Here is a 19,815-nt window from a genome sequence, read left to right as displayed (position 1 = left end):
ACTCAGGGCGTCGGAGAGCCCGGATGGAGCGACAGGGGGACTACTCAGCCGCCGCTAGCCTTGCTTCAGCCCGTCAGCATCCAAGATCACCGCGGCGGAAATGACCCTTCCGCATTGCTCGCCGTACGGGAAATCGCCTTTGGGCGTAAAGGTCAGCATGCGGTTGGGCAGGGCTGTGCCAGCGGGAGACGTTCCGCTGACCGTCGCTTCCAGAGGTCCTTCGCTGAGGGCCGGGAGCTCAAGGAAACCCACCAGCGTCCCGTCAGGGGAAGACGTCGCCGAGCACACGCCATCCGGCGTGCAGCCTTGGTCCACGGCCACAGCGCCCGGGTGCAGGTCCAGGTCCTTTTCGGTGCAGGTGCCGTCCTGGCAGGCCTTGAGCCGCAGCGCGCCCACCTGGTCTGCGTAGCTCGCTGCAACACTCAGGGAGACGCCTGGAATGTGCCCAATGGCCGGGCAGGCTACGGCTTCGGGATAGCAGCCCGGGAGTAATGCTGCGGTTCCGGCAAGGGTCAATGCCACTCCGATTTTGCCCATGCTTCAGGGTAGGACCGCGTGGGGTCGGCGTCTCCAGTGCATCCCAAAGAGGCACCTGCATTGTTACTGCTCACCCGTTCCCGTTGCCGAACCGATACCGGCCCAGCCGAGCGCTAGGCCGGAAGCCGCAACCCGCCGTCGTGCATTTCTGCCAGTCCGTCCACCAACAGGCCATCCAGGGCGCGCTCGAGTTGCTCCGGCGCCGAGTTGAGCCGGTGCAGAGCAGCGAGGGGGATTCCAATGCCCGACGGCGCGAATCCGAGGTCCGCCGGTGCTTGCTCGAACATCTGGCGCGGAACGGGGGTTGCGGCCTCGCGGAGGACGGCCATCACGGCGCCGCGGACCTGCCGGTCGGTGCCGTGCCAGGACTGGCCCTTGGGCGTGTACGACGGCGGCGGCTCACCCGCGGCGAGCCAGGCGCAGCTTGAGCGGACAGGACAGTCGGCGCACTTGGGGCTGCGGGCCGTGCACACCATGGCTCCGAGTTCCATGACGGAGGCGTTCCAGCGAACGGAAAGTTCCTGTTCGACGGGAAGGAGGGCCTCGGCCAGGCGCATTTCTCCGGCCGTCAACGCCGGAGCGGGCAGGGCGTTTCCGGAGATGAGCCGGGCATGAACCCTTCTGATGTTGGTGTCCACTACGGTTTCGCGCCGTCCAAAAGCGAAGGCGGCGACGGCGGCAGCTGTGTAACTCCCCACGCCCGGCAAACCCAGAAGCTCGGCATACGTGTCAGGAACGTTGCCGGCATGCTGCTCGCGGATGGCGACGGCGGCCGAGTGCAGTCGCAAGGCACGGCGTGGATATCCGAGGCGGCCCCAATGACGGACGGCCTCGCCCGACGGCTCCGCGGCAAGGTGGCCCGGCGTGGGCCAGCGGTCCATCCAGTCCCGCCACACGGGCAGCACCCGAACCACTGGAGTCTGCTGGAGCATGACTTCGCTGACCAGGATTCCCCATGCACTGCAGTCCGGCTCGCGCCACGGAAGGTCCCGGGCGGCGTCGGCAAACCAGAGGTCCAGGGCACTGTGGAGCGCGGTGAGTTGGTGGGCGTCGGGAAGAGTCATACTGCCCTCCACTGTAGTGGAATCCCAGCCCATGGCCGACGTCACACAGTCCCGGATTAGGTCCCTGCGGCGTGTAGGTTAGGTGCCCCGAGGGCCACGAGCCTAGCCTAGAACCATGGCCACCAACGGTAAGCAGCAGTCGACCGCGCGCTCTTCAGCGCCGGCGAAGGGTGCTGCCCGTGGCTCATCCCGGAGCGGGACAACAGGCCGCGGTACCCCGACGAAGAGGCGGCGACCAAGCCCTGCCGTGTACCGCCGTCGTCGTCAGGTTGTTTTTGGCGCCCTGCTGCTGGTGATCGCCCTTCTGGTGGGAGGCGGGGTGGCCCTCACCGGCGCGCTCGCCGGAAAGAATGAGCCACAGGCCGCCAGCACCCCGCAAGCGTCACAGGCGCCGACGCAGGGAAGCGCGCCGTCAGGGACACCGTCGCCGTCTGCTTCGCCGACGCCTGTGTGCGACTTCAACCTCATGACCGTCGCGGCCAAGACCGACAAGCCCGCTTATGGTGGGGAAGAGAAGCCGCTGCTCACCATGACCATCACCAACGGCGGCACCGCCCCGTGCGAGGTCAACGTGGGAACATCCCAAATGGAATACCTGGTGATGAGCGGCGCGGACCGTATCTTCTCGTCCAAGGACTGCCAGACCGGCGGCGAGGACCTCATTAAAACCATCCAGCCCGGCAAGAGCGAAACGGCGAACTTCCCGTGGCAGCGCAACCGGACACTGGAGGGCTGCGCAGCGATCAACGCCAAGCCCGGCGGTGGCGGCGCGTACTACACGTTCGAGGCGCGGCTGGGAAACAAGGCCAGCCCCAAGGCTGTCTTCCAGCTGAACTAGCACGCGGCCGTACCAGCGTTCGACGGCGGCAGCCGGCTTAGAGGAACCGGTCCAGCAGGCTGGCCTCGGCCATGCGGCTCAAGCCCTCGCGCACTGTGCGGGCGCGCTGATCGCCGATGCCGTCCACGGTCATAAGGTCATCGATGGTGGCGGCCATCAGGTTCTGAAGCCCGCCGAAGTAGTCCACCAGGCGGTCGGCCACGGCCTTGGGCACTGACTTCAAACCGGACAACAGGCGGTATCCGCGCGGCTGGACCACTGCGTCCAACTGCTCAACCCCACCGGCGAAACCGATGATGTGCGCGATGCGGCTGAGATCGATCAGTTCGGTGGGGCCCAGGTTGAGGAGTGCCTGGACGGCTTCCTCGATCTCCTCAGGCGTGGCGTCGGGGTCCGAGTAGTCGCGGATGATGACGTCGCTGCCTGGACCGCGGCCCATGGTCAGTTCCTCCACCTGAAGGGACAGCAGACGACCGTCTTCGCCAAGTTCCAGAACGTACTGGGCGATTTCCTCGGAGATGCGACGGACCATTTCCTGGCGCTGCAGGGTGACCGCGACGTCCCTGACGGTGACCAGGGCTTCGATCTCCAGGGCGGAGAGGGAACTGGTGACCTGGTCCAGCCTGGCGCTGTACCGTTCCAACGTTGCCAGGGCCTGGTTGGCGCGGGCGAGGACCTTTTCGGAGCCCTCCAGCACGTGGCGCAGCCCGTTCACGTAGAGCGCGATGATCTGCATGGACTGGCTGACGGAGATCACGGGAACGCCGGTCTGGATGGCTACACGCTCAGCGGTGCGGTGCCTGGTGCCCGATTCCTGGGTTTCGATGCTCGAGTCAGGAACCAGTTGGACTGCGGCGCGGACGATGTTGCTGGCGTCCTTGTCACAGATGATGGCGCCGTCCATTTTGGCCAGCTCACGCAGGCGCGTGGGGGAGAAGTCGATGCCGATGTCGAATCCGCCGGAGCAGATGGAGTCGATGGTGCGGTCGTAGCCCAACACAATCAGGGCGCCGGTCCGTCCGCGGAGGATGCGTTCCAGGCCATCGCGCAACGGGGTTCCGGGTGCGACTCTGGCCAGGGTCGCCTTAAGCGACTCTTCCGGGCTCCGGGCCATAGGGTTTCCCTTCGAAGGTGCAAGCCTCGGCTCACAGACAAGCTGAATCCGGCGTCAGTGGGCACTCACAAAAAATGCCCCAATGACGACAAGCACAATGATAGGGCTTCCGGGGACCGTTAACCGCACCAGCAAGCCCCAAAGTGGGTCATTTCGTGATGTTCGAAGGGCCTCGGCAGGTGTCTTTCACGACCTGTCCTACAGGTGCACTTTGGGAAGTTTGCGCCTTGGACGTGGGCCAGTATGGCAAGTCGGTGTAGTTAACCGCATGCCATGAGCTAGTAATCCACTTGCCGCTTCAGCTTGTTCCCCAGCCACAGCATCGCCAGGCTCACCACCAGGAAGCCAACGGAAATGGCGAGGGCAAACACCACCACGCCGCCCCAACCGCCGGCGCGGGCCGGGTCAATGAACCAGTAGGGATACCAGTTCACGAAGGCGCCACGGACCAGGCTGTAGACCAGGTAGCCAACGGGGTAGAGCAGCCAGTACCAAACGTGCTTGAGCTGCAGCGTTGCCCGCGGCGGTTGGAAGAGCCAGTCAGCCACCATCACCACAGGGATCAGGTAGTGGACCACAAAGTTGACCCACGGCAACAGCGAACCGAGGTCCTCGCCGGCCAGCAAAGCACCAAAAACCAGGCCCACCACGGCCATGGCGATGGTGGCAGTGCCGCGCGTGACATCGTCAGCTTCTGTAGGCCGCTTCCGGATCAGTACCCGGTATCCGCTGATCAGCAGCACCAGTGCGGCGAAGATGTTGGACAAATTAGTGAAATAGCTGAAGAAGTTCCAGAGGTCATACCCCATGCCCAGATGGACCGTCAGCTGGGTTCCCACCGCCACCAACGTCAAAAGTCCAAAGAAAAAGCGTCCCCCGATAAGCACATTCCGTTTGGTCATGCTTCCCATCCTTGCCGACCGTATGCCTCGAACGGCCCCGACACCCCGGAACAGCTACGTGATCAGCAATTCCAGTGCCTCGGCAAGATGGCCAACCTCCCGCACCGAGAAGCCGTCCGGAATAACGCCGGCACCTGCAGGACTGGCCGGAACAATAGCGTGCGTGAACCCGAGCCGGTGTGCTTCCTGGATGCGCTGGTTGATGCCGGGAACAGGGCGGACTTCACCAGCCAGGCCCACCTCGCCAAAGGCAATCAGGCGCTGGGGGAGAGCCTTCCGGGCCTTGGCCGACGCTACAGCCAGGGCAACAGCGAGGTCCGTTGCTGGTTCCGTGAGCTTCACACCGCCCACTGTTGCCACATAGGAGTCGTCCTTGTGCAGCATGCAGCCGGCACGTTGCTGAAGGACTGCCAACAGCATGGCCACCCTGGAGCTTTCCAGCCCGCTGGTAGCCCGGCGCGGCTGCGAGTTGGCGCTCTCGGCCAGAAGGGATTGAACCTCTGCCAGCAGCGGGCGGCGACCCTCCATGGTCACCGTGATGCAGGTGCCTGAAACGGGCTCACGGGTCCGCGAAACGAACAGCCCGCTGGGATCAGCCAGTCCCTCGATACCGGCCTCGTTCAGGTCAAAGCAGCCGACGTCGTCCGTGGCGCCATAGCGGTTCTTCACTGCCCGGAGCAGGCGCAGGCGGGAATGGCGTTCGCCTTCAAACTGGCACACGACGTCCACCAGGTGTTCCAGCAGCCGCGGCCCGGCGATGGTGCCTTCCTTGGTCACGTGGCCTACCAACAACGTGGTCATGTTGCGCCGCTTGGCCGCGGCAATGATCGACGCAGCAACTTCACGCACCTGCGAGACTCCGCCTGCGCTGCCCTCCACGTCGGCACTGCTCAGCGTTTGTACCGAGTCCACGATCAGCAGCTTGGGTTCAAGCTTCTCCACCTGTCCCAGTGACTGGCCAAGATCGGTTTCCGCAGAAAGATAAAGGGTGTGCGCTACCGCGTCGATCCGCTCCGCGCGGAGCTTGACCTGCGCCGCAGACTCTTCGCCGGTGATGTAGAGGACGTCCTGGCCGGTGCGCGCGAACTTCGCCGCGACGTCCAGCAGCAGCGTGGACTTCCCGACGCCGGGTTCCCCCGCGAGCAGGATGACGGCACCCGGGACGAGCCCTCCTCCGAGGACGCGGTCCAATTCGTCCACTCCCGTGGGCAGGAATGCCGCGGTGGTGCCGTCCACCTCAGCGATACGGCGGGCCGGCTCCAAAACTGTAGCGGCCGCCGTCGTACGCGCTACCGTGGCGCCGTACTCCTCAACGGTTCCCCACGCCTGGCACTCGCCGCAGCGGCCCACCCACTTGATGGCGGTCCAGCCGCATTCGGCACACTTGTAAGCGGGTGTTTTGGATGCGCGGGACGTCTTGGAAGCCATGGGTTCAAGCGTAGTGGCGGGGACTGACAGTATTAGCCGCGCCGTCCGCCGTGCCGCGCTGCGTCCACAAACACCGCAATGCCCGTCACGCCAAGCGCAAGCCCAAGAGAGGCAACTACGTCCGTGAGCCAGTGGTACCCAAGGTAGATCCGGCTGCAGGCAACCACCAGCGTCAGCAAGGCGGCGCCAGTGAAGGCGAGCACCGCCGTCGTTCGCGTGCCCGAACGCGAGACGATCAGGTAGGTGAGGACAAGCGCGAAGATCCCGGCGCCGAGCGTGTGGCCGGAGGGAAAGGAAAGTGCGTCGTCAGGGCCCAGGAGGACATCGGACGACGGCGGGCCTGATCGCCCCACATCCTGTCTCACCACCGCGGACAGGATGACGGCAAACGCCATGGCACCTAAGAGGACGGCCGGTCGCCAGAGTTCCTTCTTCCATACCGTCCATGCCGCGGACACCGCCACACCAATAATGGCTATCCACACAGGTGAGGTCACGGTGGTTACTGCCGTAAGGAGGGCGGTGAGCAAGGGGTTGCGCGAATCCACCATGAAGCTGTGGACCGTGCCGTCCATGGTTGCCAGCCCGGTCTGGGACAACACGGCGGCGAACATGAGCCAGAAGATGGCGTCCCCGGCCACCAGCAAGATGCCTGCCCACAGGAACAGGGGCCGCTGCCGAAGCTTGAGCGTCGGTGCAGCCCGGAAGCGCGTGGAAAGGGCAGGGGTCATCGGTTCATTCTGCCAAACGGGTCTGGGACTTCTCTGAGGCTACAGCGCCGGAAGCACCGCGCGGGCCTCATCCGGTTCCATCCCGCTGGCTTCCAGCAGGTCCACCATGAGGGGCCGGAACAGCATGACCACGGTTTCGCCTTCAAGTCGCTGGACGTCCAGCATCTTGGGGTGCAGGCGGGCGGCGATGTCGGAGAGTTCGTTTCGGGCACGGCGCAGGTGAACCCGTCGTGTTCCTTCGCTCTGCTCCGACAAACCGATGGTCATCTCGTCGATTGCCGCCGCGGTTTCCTGCAGGACTTCGGAGATACTGTCGATCGCTTCATCGGACAGTGCGGCATGGTTGATGGCGCTGGTGAGCCGCCGCGCAAACACGCGGCTGTTACGCAGCGCGAGGTCGATGTACTCCAGGGAGTGCTCCAGACCGGCCAGTTCGTCGCGGTGCCTCCGGTGCGCGGGTGCCAGGGTTGCCACCTCGCCCGAAGCGCGCAGCGTCTGCCGCATCCGGTCCACCAAAGGCTGGCAGTTGCGGCCGCGGATCAGGGCGTGCCAGGCGATGGTGGAGTCGCTTTCGATCAGGGCCTTGCCGCATTCGCGCAGCACCTCAGCGAGTTCATGCAGGATTTTCTGGACGTCTTTCCTGGGCTCCCGGCGCGGATCCTTCGGCACCAGGATGGTCACCAGCAGCGCAAACACGCCACCGATCACGGCGTCGAGGCTGCGCGTAAAGGGCCCCCCGGCCGGCGCCGGGAGCAGCACCACCAGCAAGGACTGCAGGCCCAGTTGGGTGGTGAAAATGGTTCCGCTGTCCAGGAACCGGGCCAGCAGGATGGAAAAAAGCAGGACGATGGCGGCCTGCCAGATCCCGGCCCCCAGCCAGTGGAGCAGCAGGTCGCCAACCACGATGCCCAGGGTGCAGCCGAGGCCCACCTCAATCACCCGGCGAAGACGAGGATCACGGGAAAATCCGAGGGCAATCAAAGAAGACGTCGCGGCAAACAGCGGGCCCTGGTGGCCCAGCACATACTCAGCAAAAGCGTAGGCACCCACGGCGCACACGGTCATCTGGATGGCCGGCGTCAACGAATTCCGGCTGCGGACCAAACCTGTCCGGACTCTGGCGCGCAGGAACCTCTTGCTTGCAGAAAATCCTTTCGCGGCAGCCATGTCGTCCAGTCTATTTGCCCGGCTCGGGTTCCGACGAAGGCACAAACCGCAAGCCGGGTGCCGCTCAAGGTGGCGCGCGCCACATTACCCAATGGTCCGCCGTCGTTCACCTTCTGTTCACCTTTCACCGCAGGTCCCGTTACCTGCGCTCCTTACCTTCAGTAAAGGAACAAAAGGTCCTCAGCTCGCGCACGCCGAAATCTCCGTTCGGCCAGCATCGAAGAATCCCTGGAAGGGGCACATCCAAGTGAAGGCAACTCACTTCGGCCGCAACGCGGCAATTGCGGTCATCGCAGCCGGCGCTCTCGCGCTCACTGCTTGCGGTTCAGACAACGCAACGGGCACCACTGGCGGCACCCAGACTTCAGCATCCGGCACCAAGGTGACCGGCACCCTGACCGGCATCGGCGCCTCCTCCACCGGGGCAGCCATGGACGCTTGGAAGGCCGGTTTCTCTACCGCCAACTCCGGTGCCACGGTCCAGTACTCCCCGGACGGTTCCGGCGCAGGCCGCAAGGCCATCATCGACGGCTCGGCACAGTTCGCCGGCTCGGACGCCTACCTGAAGGACGAGGAGCTCGAGAGCTCCAAGGCCAAGTGCGGCCCCGACGGCGCCATCAACATCCCGGTGTACATCTCCCCGATCGCTGTTGCCTTCAACATTCCGGACGTCAAGGAATTGAAGCTCGACGCCGCGACGGTCGCCAAGATCTTCCGCGGCGAAATCGCCAACTGGAACGATCCCGCCATCACCGCCCTCAACGAAGGCGTCACCCTGCCGGACCTCAAGGTCACCCCGGTGAACCGCTCTGACGACTCCGGCACCACCACCAACTTCACCGACTACCTCGCAGCAGCTGCTCCCGAGGTCTGGACGGACAAGGCTGCCGGCATCTGGCCCGCAACCCTGGCCGGCGAAAACGCCAAGGGCACCTCCGGCGTCGTCAAGACCGTCACCGACACCCCCGGCGCGGTGACCTACGCTGACGACTCTGCTGTCTCCGGCAAGCTGGGCACCGCCTCCATCAAGGTGGGCGAGGAGTTCGTCAAGATCTCCGCCGAAGCTGCTGCCAAGGCCGTCGAAGCCGGCAAGCCCGTTGACGGCCGCGCCGCCAACGATGTCGCCATCAAGCTGGACCGCAAGACCACCGCATCGGGCGCCTACCCCGTAGTCCTCGTCTCGTACCACGTAGTCTGCACCACCTACGAGACCAAGGAAGTTGCTGACCTGGTCAAGGCCTTCGAAAGCTACGTCGTTTCCGACGAAGGACAGAAGACCGCAGCCGATGCCGCAAAGTCCGCGCCGCTCTCCAAGACGCTGCAGGACAAGGCCACGGCCGCTATCGAAACCATCAAGGCCAAGTCCTAGGGTTTCCCCGCGGGTTTCCTGAACCCGGCTGAACACTGAAGTTCCCTGTCCCGCTCTCCGGTGGCCGCCGCGGCACCGGCGCGGGACAGGGAACTTAGCCATGTAAGACCAGTTCACTCCAGACTGAAGGAACGTGAAGTGACCACCAACTCCCTGACAACCTCCCAAGGCGCAGGACGCGCCGGGGACAAGGTTTTCTCCGGGGCCGCCATGGCCGCAGGGTGCCTGATTCTTGCGGTTCTCTTCGGAGTCGCGTTGTTCCTTGTGGTGCAGGCAATCCCCGCGCTCACCGCCCCCGCTGAAGACATCCAGGGCGGCAACGGCTTCTTCGCCTACATTGCCCCGATCGTGGTGGGCACCCTCATCGCCGCAGTCATCGCACTCGTCATCGCCACCCCCGTGGCCATCGGTGTGGCACTGTTCATCTCGCACTACGCCCCCCGCCGGCTCGCCGCTGGCCTGGGCTACGTGGTGGACCTGCTCGCAGCCATCCCCTCCGTTGTTTACGGCGCCTGGGGTGCCTCTTTCCTGGCCAAGGAAATCTCGCCTGCCTACGACTGGCTGGCCACCTACCTCGGCTGGATCCCCATCTTCGAAGGACCGGCATCGGCCACCGGCAAGACCATCCTGACCGCCGGCATTGTCCTCTCCGTCATGGTCCTGCCCATCATTACCTCCCTGTCCCGCGAAATCTTCCTGCAGACCCCCAAGCTGCACGAGGAAGCAGCGCTTGCACTGGGAGCCACCCGCTGGGAAATGATCAAGATGGCTGTGCTGCCCTTCGGCCGCCCCGGCATTATCAGCGCCATCATGCTGGGGCTCGGCCGGGCACTCGGCGAGACCATGGCCGTTGCCCTGGTGCTCTCCTCCGGTGTCCTGACAGCCAGCCTCATCCAGTCCGGCAACCAGACCATCGCAGCGGAAATTGCCCTGAACTTCCCCGAAGCCAGCGGCCTCAAGGTCAATACGCTGATCGCCGCCGGCTTGGTGCTGTTCGTCATCACCCTGGGCGTGAACATGATCGCCCGCTGGATCATCACCCGGCACAAAGAATTCTCGGGAGCCAACTAAATGACCGCCACAGTAGTCCGCAAGCGCTCAGCGCTCACCAAGGGCCAGCTGCCCAAGTTCGCGCCCTACATTGTCCTGGCCGTCGCGCTCATTGTGGGCGCGGCCATCATGGCGCTCATCGGCTTCAACGCCTTCGGGTGGGGCATCGTCTCCGCCATCCTGTTCGCCGTGGGCCTGGTCTCCTGGAGCGGCGCTGTTGAAGGTGCCCGCAAAGCCAAGGACAAGCTCGCCACGTGCCTGGTGGTCGGCTCGTTCCTGGTTGCACTCCTGCCCTTGATTTCGGTGATCTTTACCGTGCTGGTCAACGGCATCCCCGGCCTCATCACTCCCGGCTTCCTGGGCACGTCCATGAATGGCGTTACCGGCGCGTTCGACAACAAGGCAGTAGAGGAAGGCGCCCCGGTCCTCGGCGGCATCTACCACGCACTGCTGGGCACCATCCAGATCACGCTCCTTGCCACAGTCATCTCCGTCCCCGTGGGCCTCCTCACCTCGATCTACCTGGTGGAATACGGCAACGACCGTCCGCTGGCCCGCGCCATCACGTTCTTCGTGGATGTCATGACCGGCATCCCGTCGATCGTGGCCGGCCTCTTCGCGGCAGCGTTCTTCTTCGCCATCGTTGGCCCCGGCACCAAGACCGGTGCGGTAGCCGCCGTCGCGCTTTCAGTCCTGATGATCCCTGTTGTGGTTCGCTCCAGCGAGGAAATGCTCAAGATCGTCCCGAACGAGCTCCGCGAGGCGTCCTACGCGCTGGGCGTCCGTAAGTGGCGCACCATCACCAAGGTGGTCATCCCGACGGCGATCTCCGGCATCGCGTCCGGTGTCACCTTGGCGATCGCGCGCGTCATCGGCGAAACCGCACCGATCCTGGTGACTGCCGGTTTCGCCACCACCATCAACAACAACGTGTTCGGTGGCTGGATGGCCTCGCTGCCCACGTTCATTTACACGCAGATCCTCAACCCGACGTCGCCGTCCAACCCTGGTCCCTCTGACCAGCGTGCTTGGGGCGCCGCGCTGGTGCTGATCATCCTGGTGATGCTCCTGAACCTCGGAGCCCGCCTCATCGCCCGTCTGTTTGCGCCCAAAACGGGACGCTAGCCGGGCCGGCCGCCCGTCTTCATGCGGCCCACCCTTCACACTTCCAAACCCCCAAGGAACAAAGGAACACCATGTCTAAGCGCATCGACGTCAAAGACCTGAATGTCTACTACGGCAACTTCCTGGCCGTCGAGGACGTCAACATCAACATCCAGGCCAAGTCCGTGACGGCCTTCATCGGCCCGTCCGGCTGCGGCAAGTCCACCTTCCTGCGGACGCTGAACCGCATGCACGAGGTCCTCCCCGGCGCGCGCGTCGAAGGTGAAGTCCTCCTGGACGGCGACAACCTCTACGGCCCTGGCGTGGACCCCGTGACCGTCCGCACCCAGGTGGGCATGGTCTTCCAGCGTCCTAACCCGTTCCCCACCATGTCCATCCGCGACAACGTGCTGGCGGGCGTGAAGCTGAACAACAAGAAGATCTCCAAGGGTGCAGCAGATGCACTCGTGGAGAAGTCCCTGGTGGGCGCCAACCTGTGGAACGAGGTCAAGGACCGCTTGGACAAGCCAGGCTCCGGCCTTTCCGGCGGCCAGCAGCAGCGTCTGTGCATTGCCCGCGCCATCGCCGTCGAGCCCCAGGTGATCCTCATGGATGAGCCCTGCTCCGCACTGGACCCCATCTCCACCCTGGCCGTTGAGGACCTCATCAACGAGCTCAAGGACCAGTACACCGTGGTGATCGTGACCCACAACATGCAGCAGGCGGCGCGTGTGTCCGACAAGACCGCGTTCTTCAACATCGCAGGCACCGGCAAGCCGGGCAAGCTGATCGAGTTCGCTGACACCACCAGCATCTTCAACAACCCCGGCCAGAAGGCAACGGAAGACTACGTCTCCGGCCGCTTCGGATAAGGGTTCTTGCAGGTTCCGGCTTCTTTGGGGGGAGTCGGCACAGAACGACGGCGACCGTCGCCTTGGGGGTACGGTCGCCGTCGTTTTTTCTTACCCAACTGGGGGACAGCAAACGTCGCAATGGGCGCTCATTGCGACGTTTGCTGTCCCTTAGTTGGGTGCGTGCGTGAAGGTTAGAGGTCCGCGAGGGGCGAGAACGCCAGCTCAAGGATGAAGGCGGCTGCGGCTGTGATCAGGGGCGTGGCAACCCAGAACAACAGGATCCGCCGGACCAAGCGCCTGTTGACGGTGTGGAACCGTTGGTTGACTCCCGCACCCAGCACGGACGCCGTCAGCGTATGGGTGGTTGAGAGCGGCAGATGGAAGGCGATAGCGCCGATGAACAGCATCACGGAGGTCAGTGTTTGCGATACGAAGCCTCGCAGCGGATCCACCCTGATCAGCTTGTGGCCAAGAGTGTGGGAGATCCGCCAGCCGCCGAACATGGTCCCCGCGGTCAGCATGATGGCTGTGACCAACAGGATCCAGAGCGGCACATCGTTGCCGCCGGACAATCCCGCAGCCACCATGGCCAGCAGAATGACCGCCGCTGTGCGCTGGCCGTCCTGGAGCCCGTGGCCGAACGCCACGGCGGCGGCGGAGATGGCCTGCGCCCGGCGGAACCGCCGGTTGACCACGTTTGGCTGCGTGTAGCGGGCGGCCCACGTCACCGGCCACACCAACAGGTACGCCGCCACGAACGCGATGACAGGCGACAAGACCAACGGCAGCGCCACTTGGGTCAGTAGGACGTTGTCCATGCCGCCTACCGCGTTGCCGCCCACCAGTACGCTTGCTGCACCTGCACCAATCAGGCCGCCCACCAGTGAGTTGGTGGAGGACAGCGGGATGCCGCGCCACCACGCGTACACACCCCACAGGATGGCTGCCGTGAGGGCCGAGGCGAGGATGGTCAGGCCGCTGGTGCCGCTCGGCAGTGTGATCCAGGACTGGGTGAAGGCAAGGATGAAAGTGCCGCTGAGCATGGCACCCACAAAGTTGAAGATGGCGGCCAGGAGCACCGCAATTGAGGGAGTGAGTGCGCGGGTCCGCGTGGACAGCGCGACGGCGTTGGAGACGTCGCGGAAGCCGTTCAGGAATGCGAACCCGGAAGCCAGGCCAACTACCAGGACCAGGATGGCGATGGTCACGTCATGATTCCTTGACGATGATGCTGCCTACCTGGGTGGCGACCTTCCGCATGTCCTTGGTAACTTCCACCAACTGGTTGGCGATGTCCCGGTGCCGCGCGTATTGCGTGGACTTCATGTCCTTGAGCATCTCGGCCACCCAGATCCGGTGGGTCCGCTCTGCGCGTTTGGCCAGCCGGAGGATCTCGATCCAGTAGTCCTCAAGCTCGTCCAGGTCCTCGAGTTTCCGCATGGCATCAACAGTGAGCTCGGCCTGCCGGCTGATGATCTCCAGTTGGTCTGCTGCCCGTTTGGGGAGCCGGTCCAGTTTGTAGATGGCCACCAGGTCACCGGCGGCGTCGAGTTTCTCCATGGCCTCGGTGAGGTGGCGGGACAGGGTGTACATGTCCTCGCGGGGGAGCGGGTTCACAAAGCTGGTGCGCATGTGGGTCAGCAGGGCGAAGTGCAGGTCCAAGGATTTGGACTCGTGCTCGTGCAGTTCTTCGGCGAGGCGCTCGTGCTCGCTGGCGGGGGCTCCAAGAATTTCGGAGAGCGTCCCGGTGCCGGCCACGATCACACTGGCCATCTGCGCGAGGAGGACGAGCCCGGCAGGTTCCTGGGGGAAAAGGCGCAGCTTCATATCGCTTTCCGGGCTGGGGACTGATGGGCTCGGGCGGCTTGACTTGACGCAGCCCATTTCGGTCCCAACTTTACCGGTCCGTTGGGGGCGTCCGCTCAGTACACGGGACGAGGCGGGGAGATGTCCCCATCGCAGCGCCTCCGGCACTGTGAAAGACTGGGCAAGCTCCGGATTAATCCACTCAATGGGGGAATTATGCGACTCAATAATGTTGTGAAAATCACCAGCCTCGCGGCAGCTGGAATGCTCGCGCTCAGTGCCTGCGGCACCACCACGGCGGGCTCAACGACGGGTGGTTCCGAATCGTCGTCGTCCTCGTCTCCTTCTGCGTCCGCTTCGGCGTCGACGTCGACGTCGACGTCGGCGTCGCCGTCCGCTGCCACTTCCCAAGGAGCCGGGACCTCGTCCGGTGCTTACACCGCGGCGGCCTGGGCGCTTCCTATCTCAGATGCAGGGGACAAGCTCGGGAACCTCAAGGGCGATAGCTTCAGCGTGGACATCTACCAGGTGGCCACGGATGTGGCGTCCAAGGACAGCATGTTCGTGGACAAGGAAACCAAGGAGAACCTGCTGAAGAAGGGTGCGCCTGTGGTTTACCTGAACTACGTGGTCACCAACACCTCGTCGGCAGACATTCCCCTGAGCCACTCCYTGGTCACCCCTTCGGCCAAGTACACGGACTGGAAATACCTCGGCGGCATGCCGTCGGACTCCAGCAGTGACGGCTACAAGAAGCATGGGCTTTCCAGCAGCGGGACCAAGCTCAAGGAAAAGGCCCCGTTCGTGCTAAAGCCGGGGGAGTCGTTCAACATTGCGGAGAACTTCGCCTACACAGCCGGTAAGGAAACGGAGATCAAGGCGACCTTGACGCCCCAGGACGCTGCCGGCGATCTCGATCACGACAAGAAGGAAACAGCGGACACCACGGTCACGCTGAAGTAGCTCCGACCCGTGTTTGCCTGGGCTGGATTTATCGCCGGTCCGGGCAAACTGCGTTCGGGCATAAAAATGGTGCCGAACCGGATACGCCTCTCGGCGGTAGGCCGCTCGAAGCGGCTATAAGTTGAAGCCCGGGGGTTTCGCGGTTCGACACCAGTTTTAGTTTTCACCGTCCGGCGGTCTAAGTCAACATTGACAGTCCGGCGCCGGCGTGGGTACGTTTCGCCCTGTTTTCCGGCTAGTCCAGCTCGCCCAGGCGCCACGCGTTGGCGGCGTGCTCAAGGTCCTCGGCGGTCTTCATCAGCTGGTGCGAGTTGCGGGTCAGCTTGCTCGCGTGGCCTTCATTGCTGTGCTCTGCGCCGTCGGCGAGGGTGGCTTGGCCGAGTGCTACTACGCGGCAGAAAGCGGCGGAACGTTCCAGCGCGACGTCGAACTCGCCGTCGAATGCGCCGGACAAAATGGCGTCAGCCATGGTTTTCATTTCATCGGCTCCGGGCGGCTCCGCGGCGCCGGCCACCACGTTGGAAACCTGCGCGGTATCGCGGCCGGCCCGGAAGTAGACGGAGATCTTCTCGGGGTTCTGGATGGTGGCGGCGCGGAGGGCGTAGAGCCGCCACAGTGCGCCGGGAAGGCTGCGGGCGGGGCTTTCGGCCCACATCTCGGCGATGGCTTCCAGGCCCTGTTCGTCGGCCAGTTTCACCAGGCGGTGGGTGACTTTGGGGTCGTCGCTGTCGCGGCCCCGCCTCACCAAGGCCTGCGCAGCAAGGTGGGCAGCCTCGGAAACCCGCGCGGGGTCTGCCCCGCCGGCGAACGGTTCAAAATCGATCGGAGCAAAAGGCTTGGGCTTGTGGTGCCTGTTTGCTCCGCCGTACGCGCGTGGTCCTGGCTGTTCGCTCATGAGTTCACCGTACTCCTGTGCTCTGGTGGGGTCGAGTAACGGTTGCCGGGCTGCGCCCTTGCCGGCGCTGTGCCTTCACCACCCACTTTGCCCCCGCCCAGGGCCCGACACGCCGCGGCTGCCGCGCGCCGCCGTCGAGCGTTGACCCAAAGAAGGTGACGACGGCGTACGTCACCTTGAGTTCCTCGTCTGCCGTGACGTTGGGGTACAGTATTCATGGCTGTTTCTACAGCTGGAGGGGCCTTTAGCTCAGTTGGTAGAGCATCGGACTTTTAATCCGTGGGTCGTGGGTTCGATCCCCACAGGGCCCACCCTCCAAGACAGGCCGGAGACCTTGAGTCTCCGGCCTGTTTTTTATTTTCCCGGTCACGTCCCACACTCTGGTTCCGTCAGTTATGCTATTCGATGGATTAACTATTCACGTGAGGAGGCTCGGCGTGGGGATCTTTGATACGGCGGTGGAGATTGCGTTCGACGACGGCGCCGCCGACGCTTTGATCAGCGCTGCTGATTCCGCGGATCAGGCCCTGCGCTCCGAAGGTAGCTTCCTGGGTGTCGCCACAGGTTATGCGATGGAGGACTTCAAGGGCGGCTATGCGACCTTGTTCGCCAGCGCTTTGGCCGTCCGGGCCGATGACCGTGGCCGGCTTGCCGGTGTCCTCGCGGCGTTGGCGGAGGACGTCACGCAAGCAAAGGTCAAGGCACGGGAAGAGAAGTCCCGGCTGAAGGAACTTGCTGCCTGGCAGCAACGCGCCGATTTCCGTGAACAACACTTTCAAACTTTCCAGGGTGTGGCGAGCGATCCGATGCCCGCGGAATGGCCGGTGGCTGCTCCGACGATTTCAGCGGTGTTTTCGGCGGGGGCCCGGGACCGGTTCGCCGGCGGAGCGGGGGGCGCTATCAGCTCCGCCGATCCTGGAAAGCTGCGCGAATTTGTGTCCCAAACCCGCGCCTACACCAACATCATGGACGCGGAGCTGGGGAGAATCCGGAACGCGTGGAGCGGTTTCACCTCAGCGTGTTCGTGGGTGAATAGCGGCAGTGTCACGTTTGTGTCGGGGTTCGAGGAACTGCTGACTGAGAACGCCGCCGACGCGACGTGGCTTGAGCAGATCGCCGCGGCATTCGAAGCAGCCGGCAGCGGGCCCATGGCCGACACCATGCTCAATAGCGCTCTCATAATGTACGCACCACCGGGGCAAGTCGGTTTGAACGATATCGGGGCACTGAACGCCGCACAACTGAAAGCCTGGCTCGCCGTACCTGCCAACAAGGACCGACTTCAGGGGCTGCTTGAACAGCCAGGGCAGGACCCCGTGGTGATAGCCGAGTGGTGGGGCGGTCTCGGCCACACGATCGTCGACGGGGCAATTGAACCCGGCGAGGCTCAGTTGCTCCTGATCGAGGCCATCCCCGGAGTCATCGGGAATCTGAACGGAATCACCGCGACCGCCCGGAACCTCGCCAACCGCAAGCGCCTCTTCACCGAGCAGGACCGCATCAACGCTGAACTGGCCAGGACGCCTCAACTACTGCCCGCCAGCCAAGGCATGTCCATGACCAACCCGGCTTGGACACGGCTGCAAACGCAGCAGAAAGCGCTGGATGGCATCACCGACGCACTGAGGAACGCGGGCGGAATCAACGCTGTCCTGCTGGGTTTCGATCTGACTCCCGGCTCACCGAAGGCACAGGTCTCTGCGGGTAATCCCGATACGGCTGACAACGTTACCTACGCTGTGTCCGGCATGCTCATTACCCCTCAAAGCGGATTCAACGACTGGGCAAAGAACGCCGCGAACCTCCAACTGCGGCAAAGCCAGGACAACGTTGGTGAATCTTTCGCCGTGGTGGCGTGGATCAACTACGAACCGCCCGTTGTTCCGACCGTGAACAGTGGCGATGCAGCCCGGGCCGGTGCCACCCGCTTCGTCGCTGATCTCCAGGGCTTCAACGCCGTCAGGGAGAGCTTGGGCAACAGGACGCCGGAGACCTTAAACATCTTGGGCCACTCCTACGGCACCACCGTGACGTCCAACGCCCTTGCCGCCGCGGAACTGAACGTCGCTTCCTTCACGATGCTCGGCTCCGCCGGGGTGGAAAAGGAGATTCGGACCGCCAGCGAGCTCCATGTTCCTGCCGGTCAGGTTTACACCAGCCAAGCCAGTGRTGACGGATTGGCCCAAATGGGCCGCTTCCTGCGCCAGGATCCTCGTGTCGAGTCTTTCGGAGCGAAAGTGTTCTCCTCAGAAGAGGCCACTATTGACGGGACCCACTATCAAGGCGCCACGGAACACAACACGCTGGTTCACAGAAAAGACGGCGACGGCTACGGATACCTCGATCAGGACACCACGGCCCTGTATGAAGCTGCCCTGACAACAACCGGCAATGGAGACCGCATCCTGCCGGGCGCGCGGCCTGTCACGCAACCGGCCGGATTTGCTGGCCGATGAACAAGTCCGAAAGAGTGATCCTCATGTCCTATGAATCCAAGGCCCCTCGCAGGACCCGCTGTATGCTTGCCAGCTTGCTGGTTATGCTCTTTGCGCTGAGCGCCTGCACGCCCACGACCACGGAGAACCCCATGATCGGCTCAAGTAGCTCCAGTGACCCTGCAACTGTCAATGCCCAGGTCGAAGAACTCAAGCAAGCTCTCTCGGATCTCCGCGCCTTCAAAACCGAAACTGAAAACGCTGTCGGGCCCCAGACATGGGCGGATAAGAGCCTTCGAAACATGGACTGCAGCACCCCTAAGGGAGAAGAGGGCGTGAACTACAGCGTCATGAGTCAGACGCTTGAAACCCTCGACATGGAATCGTCGGTCAACGTTGTCAAGACGTTTTGGGAATCCAAAGGCTTCACCACCCGCGTTGAATCAAACCCAAAGGACCCAGCAAACATCCGTCTCTATGCCAATAAGAACGGCGGACATCTCGTATCCTTCACGGCTACCACCAATGGCTTCAGCCTCGAGATGAACAGCGCCTGCGTCGCTGGGAATCAGCATGAAATTTACAAGGAATTGGACAGGCAGGAAGCGAGTGCCAGTCCCACGCCGAGTACCAAGTAGAGCTGACACGGGGTGCTGGCTTCTGGGGGTGTCCTTTTCCTGCCTCGTGCTGACTTGTGGGCTGTGGAACAGTTTCCGGAAGAGTGAACCATATGCCCCATGAACCCAAGGCCCGCATAAAGACCAGCCGCATACTCGCCGCGTTAGTCTGCGCGGCCGTTGCACCCCCAAAAATGGGTCGATAAGGGCACTCGTAACATGGATTGCAGAACCTCCGACGGGCAAGACGGCGTGAACTACAGCATCCTGACCCAAACGCCTGACCCCGTGGACCTGGAAGCATCAGTAAGCGTGGTCAGAGCGTTCTGGGAATCGAAGGGCTTTACCACCCGCGTCGAAACCAACCCGTTGGACCCTGGTCTCATCCGCCTCTACGCCAATCAGAACGGCGGAAACCTCATATCCTTCACCGCGAATGTCAAAGGCTCCGGCCTGGAAATGGACACTGTCTGCGTCGCCGGAGACCAGCACGAAATCTACAAGGAGCTGTATCCCGAAATTTACGGGACCCCTTCTAGCCCCGGCTCCTCTCCGTCTGCTAATTAGGCTGTCTGATGCGCCAAAGGAGCCGCCTATGTCGCCTCGTGCTGGCTTGTGGGCTGTGGAACAGTTTCCGGAAGAGTGAGCCGCATGTCCTATGAATCCAAGTCCCGGATAAAGACAAGCCGCATACTCGCCGGACTGTTCTGCGCCGCCCTTGCGCTGAGCGCCTGCACACCCACCAYGGAGAACCCTATGACCGGCTCAAACAGTTCCAGCGATCCCGACACTGTCAAAGCCCAGGTTGAAGAGCTCAAACAAGCCCTCGCGGATCTCCACGCCTTCAAAACCGAAACCCAACAAGCCATCGGACCCCAAAAATGGGTCGATAAGGGCACTCGTAACATGGATTGCAGAACCTCCGACGGGCAAGACGGCGT

The 19,815-nt window shown here is 63.4% G+C and carries 20 protein-coding genes and 1 tRNA gene; 11 read left to right on the top strand and 10 right to left on the bottom strand.

Features of this window, described 5'->3' with window-relative positions; translation table 11 throughout:
* Positions 1 to 54: 54 nt before the first annotated feature.
* Both AB4Y77_RS21475 and AB4Y77_RS21470 read right to left on the bottom strand, forming a co-directional pair.
* The gene (locus AB4Y77_RS21475) at positions 55 to 537 is read right to left on the bottom strand and encodes a hypothetical protein (RefSeq protein WP_442015287.1); all 483 of its coding nucleotides are present in this window, start codon (positions 535 to 537) and stop codon (positions 55 to 57) included.
* A gap of 113 nt (positions 538 to 650) precedes the next feature.
* Positions 651 to 1,601 carry an A/G-specific adenine glycosylase gene (locus tag AB4Y77_RS21470; RefSeq protein ID WP_442015286.1) on the bottom strand — a complete coding sequence of 317 codons (951 nt, stop codon included), beginning with the start codon at positions 1,599 to 1,601 and terminating at the stop codon, positions 651 to 653.
* Positions 1,602 to 1,716: 115 nt separating this feature from the next.
* Between AB4Y77_RS21470 and AB4Y77_RS21465 the strand changes: the two genes are divergently transcribed.
* Entirely contained in the window at positions 1,717 to 2,439 is a 723-nt protein-coding gene (locus AB4Y77_RS21465; protein WP_442015285.1) for a hypothetical protein, read from the top strand.
* A 37-nt stretch (positions 2,440 to 2,476) separates the two neighbouring features.
* Here the strand turns inward: AB4Y77_RS21465 and disA are convergent, their stop codons facing one another.
* From disA to AB4Y77_RS21440, 5 genes are all read right to left on the bottom strand, one after another.
* A complete protein-coding gene (gene disA / locus AB4Y77_RS21460) occupies positions 2,477 to 3,553 on the bottom strand; it encodes a DNA integrity scanning diadenylate cyclase DisA (RefSeq protein WP_024819020.1) in 1,077 nt (358 codons plus the stop codon).
* Between the two features lie 278 nt (positions 3,554 to 3,831).
* Positions 3,832 to 4,455, bottom strand: a complete 624-nt coding sequence (locus AB4Y77_RS21455; RefSeq protein WP_442015284.1) for a Pr6Pr family membrane protein — start codon at positions 4,453 to 4,455, stop codon at positions 3,832 to 3,834.
* Between the two features lie 54 nt (positions 4,456 to 4,509).
* Positions 4,510 to 5,883 carry a DNA repair protein RadA gene (gene radA, locus AB4Y77_RS21450; RefSeq protein WP_442015283.1) on the bottom strand — a complete coding sequence of 458 codons (1,374 nt, stop codon included), beginning with the start codon at positions 5,881 to 5,883 and terminating at the stop codon, positions 4,510 to 4,512.
* 32 nt (positions 5,884 to 5,915) lie between these two features.
* Positions 5,916 to 6,614, bottom strand: a complete 699-nt coding sequence (locus tag AB4Y77_RS21445; protein ID WP_442015282.1) for a phosphatase PAP2 family protein — start codon at positions 6,612 to 6,614, stop codon at positions 5,916 to 5,918.
* Positions 6,615 to 6,653: 39 nt separating this feature from the next.
* A complete protein-coding gene (locus tag AB4Y77_RS21440) occupies positions 6,654 to 7,781 on the bottom strand; it encodes an FUSC family protein (RefSeq protein ID WP_311211740.1) in 1,128 nt (375 codons plus the stop codon).
* 247 nt (positions 7,782 to 8,028) lie between these two features.
* On the opposite strand from AB4Y77_RS21440, the gene pstS reads away from it, so the two are divergent.
* The 4 genes from pstS (at position 8,029) to pstB (ending at position 12,176) form a co-directional block, all read left to right on the top strand.
* On the top strand, positions 8,029 to 9,150 hold the full coding sequence (gene pstS, locus AB4Y77_RS21435) for a phosphate ABC transporter substrate-binding protein PstS (protein ID WP_311211739.1): 1,122 nt from the start codon (positions 8,029 to 8,031) through the stop codon (positions 9,148 to 9,150).
* Positions 9,151 to 9,288: 138 nt separating this feature from the next.
* Positions 9,289 to 10,221 (top strand): phosphate ABC transporter permease subunit PstC, encoded by a 933-nt coding sequence (pstC, locus tag AB4Y77_RS21430; RefSeq protein ID WP_442015281.1) that lies wholly within the window; start codon positions 9,289 to 9,291, stop codon positions 10,219 to 10,221.
* Complete coding sequence (gene pstA / locus AB4Y77_RS21425; protein WP_442015280.1) at positions 10,222 to 11,325, top strand: phosphate ABC transporter permease PstA; 1,104 nt, start codon at positions 10,222 to 10,224, stop codon at positions 11,323 to 11,325.
* 71 nt (positions 11,326 to 11,396) lie between these two features.
* The gene (gene pstB, locus AB4Y77_RS21420; protein WP_011772968.1) at positions 11,397 to 12,176 is read left to right on the top strand and encodes a phosphate ABC transporter ATP-binding protein PstB; all 780 of its coding nucleotides are present in this window, start codon (positions 11,397 to 11,399) and stop codon (positions 12,174 to 12,176) included.
* Positions 12,177 to 12,349: 173 nt separating this feature from the next.
* Here the strand turns inward: pstB and AB4Y77_RS21415 are convergent, their stop codons facing one another.
* The gene (locus tag AB4Y77_RS21415) at positions 12,350 to 13,366 is read right to left on the bottom strand and encodes an inorganic phosphate transporter (RefSeq protein WP_311211737.1); all 1,017 of its coding nucleotides are present in this window, start codon (positions 13,364 to 13,366) and stop codon (positions 12,350 to 12,352) included.
* 1 nt (position 13,367) lies between these two features.
* Positions 13,368 to 13,985 carry a DUF47 domain-containing protein gene (locus tag AB4Y77_RS21410; RefSeq protein WP_089593243.1) on the bottom strand — a complete coding sequence of 206 codons (618 nt, stop codon included), beginning with the start codon at positions 13,983 to 13,985 and terminating at the stop codon, positions 13,368 to 13,370.
* A 213-nt stretch (positions 13,986 to 14,198) separates the two neighbouring features.
* On the opposite strand from AB4Y77_RS21410, the gene AB4Y77_RS21405 reads away from it, so the two are divergent.
* Positions 14,199 to 14,927: a hypothetical protein gene (locus AB4Y77_RS21405; protein WP_442015279.1), complete on the top strand. Its 729-nt coding sequence runs from the start codon at positions 14,199 to 14,201 to the stop codon at positions 14,925 to 14,927.
* Positions 14,928 to 15,162: 235 nt separating this feature from the next.
* On the opposite strand, the gene AB4Y77_RS21400 is transcribed toward AB4Y77_RS21405, so the two are convergent.
* Complete coding sequence (locus AB4Y77_RS21400) at positions 15,163 to 15,822, bottom strand: hypothetical protein (protein ID WP_442015278.1); 660 nt, start codon at positions 15,820 to 15,822, stop codon at positions 15,163 to 15,165.
* Between the two features lie 238 nt (positions 15,823 to 16,060).
* Between AB4Y77_RS21400 and AB4Y77_RS21395 the strand changes: the two genes are divergently transcribed.
* The 5 genes from AB4Y77_RS21395 to AB4Y77_RS21375 all read left to right on the top strand — a co-directional run.
* Positions 16,061 to 16,133, top strand: a tRNA-Lys gene (locus tag AB4Y77_RS21395).
* Positions 16,134 to 16,259: 126 nt separating this feature from the next.
* Complete coding sequence (locus AB4Y77_RS21390) at positions 16,260 to 18,278, top strand: alpha/beta hydrolase (protein WP_442015277.1); 2,019 nt, start codon at positions 16,260 to 16,262, stop codon at positions 18,276 to 18,278.
* Between the two features lie 62 nt (positions 18,279 to 18,340).
* Positions 18,341 to 18,895: a hypothetical protein gene (locus AB4Y77_RS21385; RefSeq protein ID WP_442015276.1), complete on the top strand. Its 555-nt coding sequence runs from the start codon at positions 18,341 to 18,343 to the stop codon at positions 18,893 to 18,895.
* 198 nt (positions 18,896 to 19,093) lie between these two features.
* Complete coding sequence (locus AB4Y77_RS21380) at positions 19,094 to 19,441, top strand: hypothetical protein (protein WP_442015275.1); 348 nt, start codon at positions 19,094 to 19,096, stop codon at positions 19,439 to 19,441.
* Positions 19,442 to 19,630: 189 nt separating this feature from the next.
* Positions 19,631 to 19,815, top strand: a 185-nt coding sequence (locus AB4Y77_RS21375; RefSeq protein ID WP_442015274.1) for a hypothetical protein, incomplete at its 3' end; no start/stop codon positions are given.

It is taken from the genome of Paenarthrobacter sp. YAF11_1, from assembly GCF_052113445.1.
Classification (GTDB): domain Bacteria; phylum Actinomycetota; class Actinomycetes; order Actinomycetales; family Micrococcaceae; genus Arthrobacter.
Note: the sequence above shows the minus strand (reverse complement) of the source record. Positions and strands in the feature narration are given on the sequence as shown.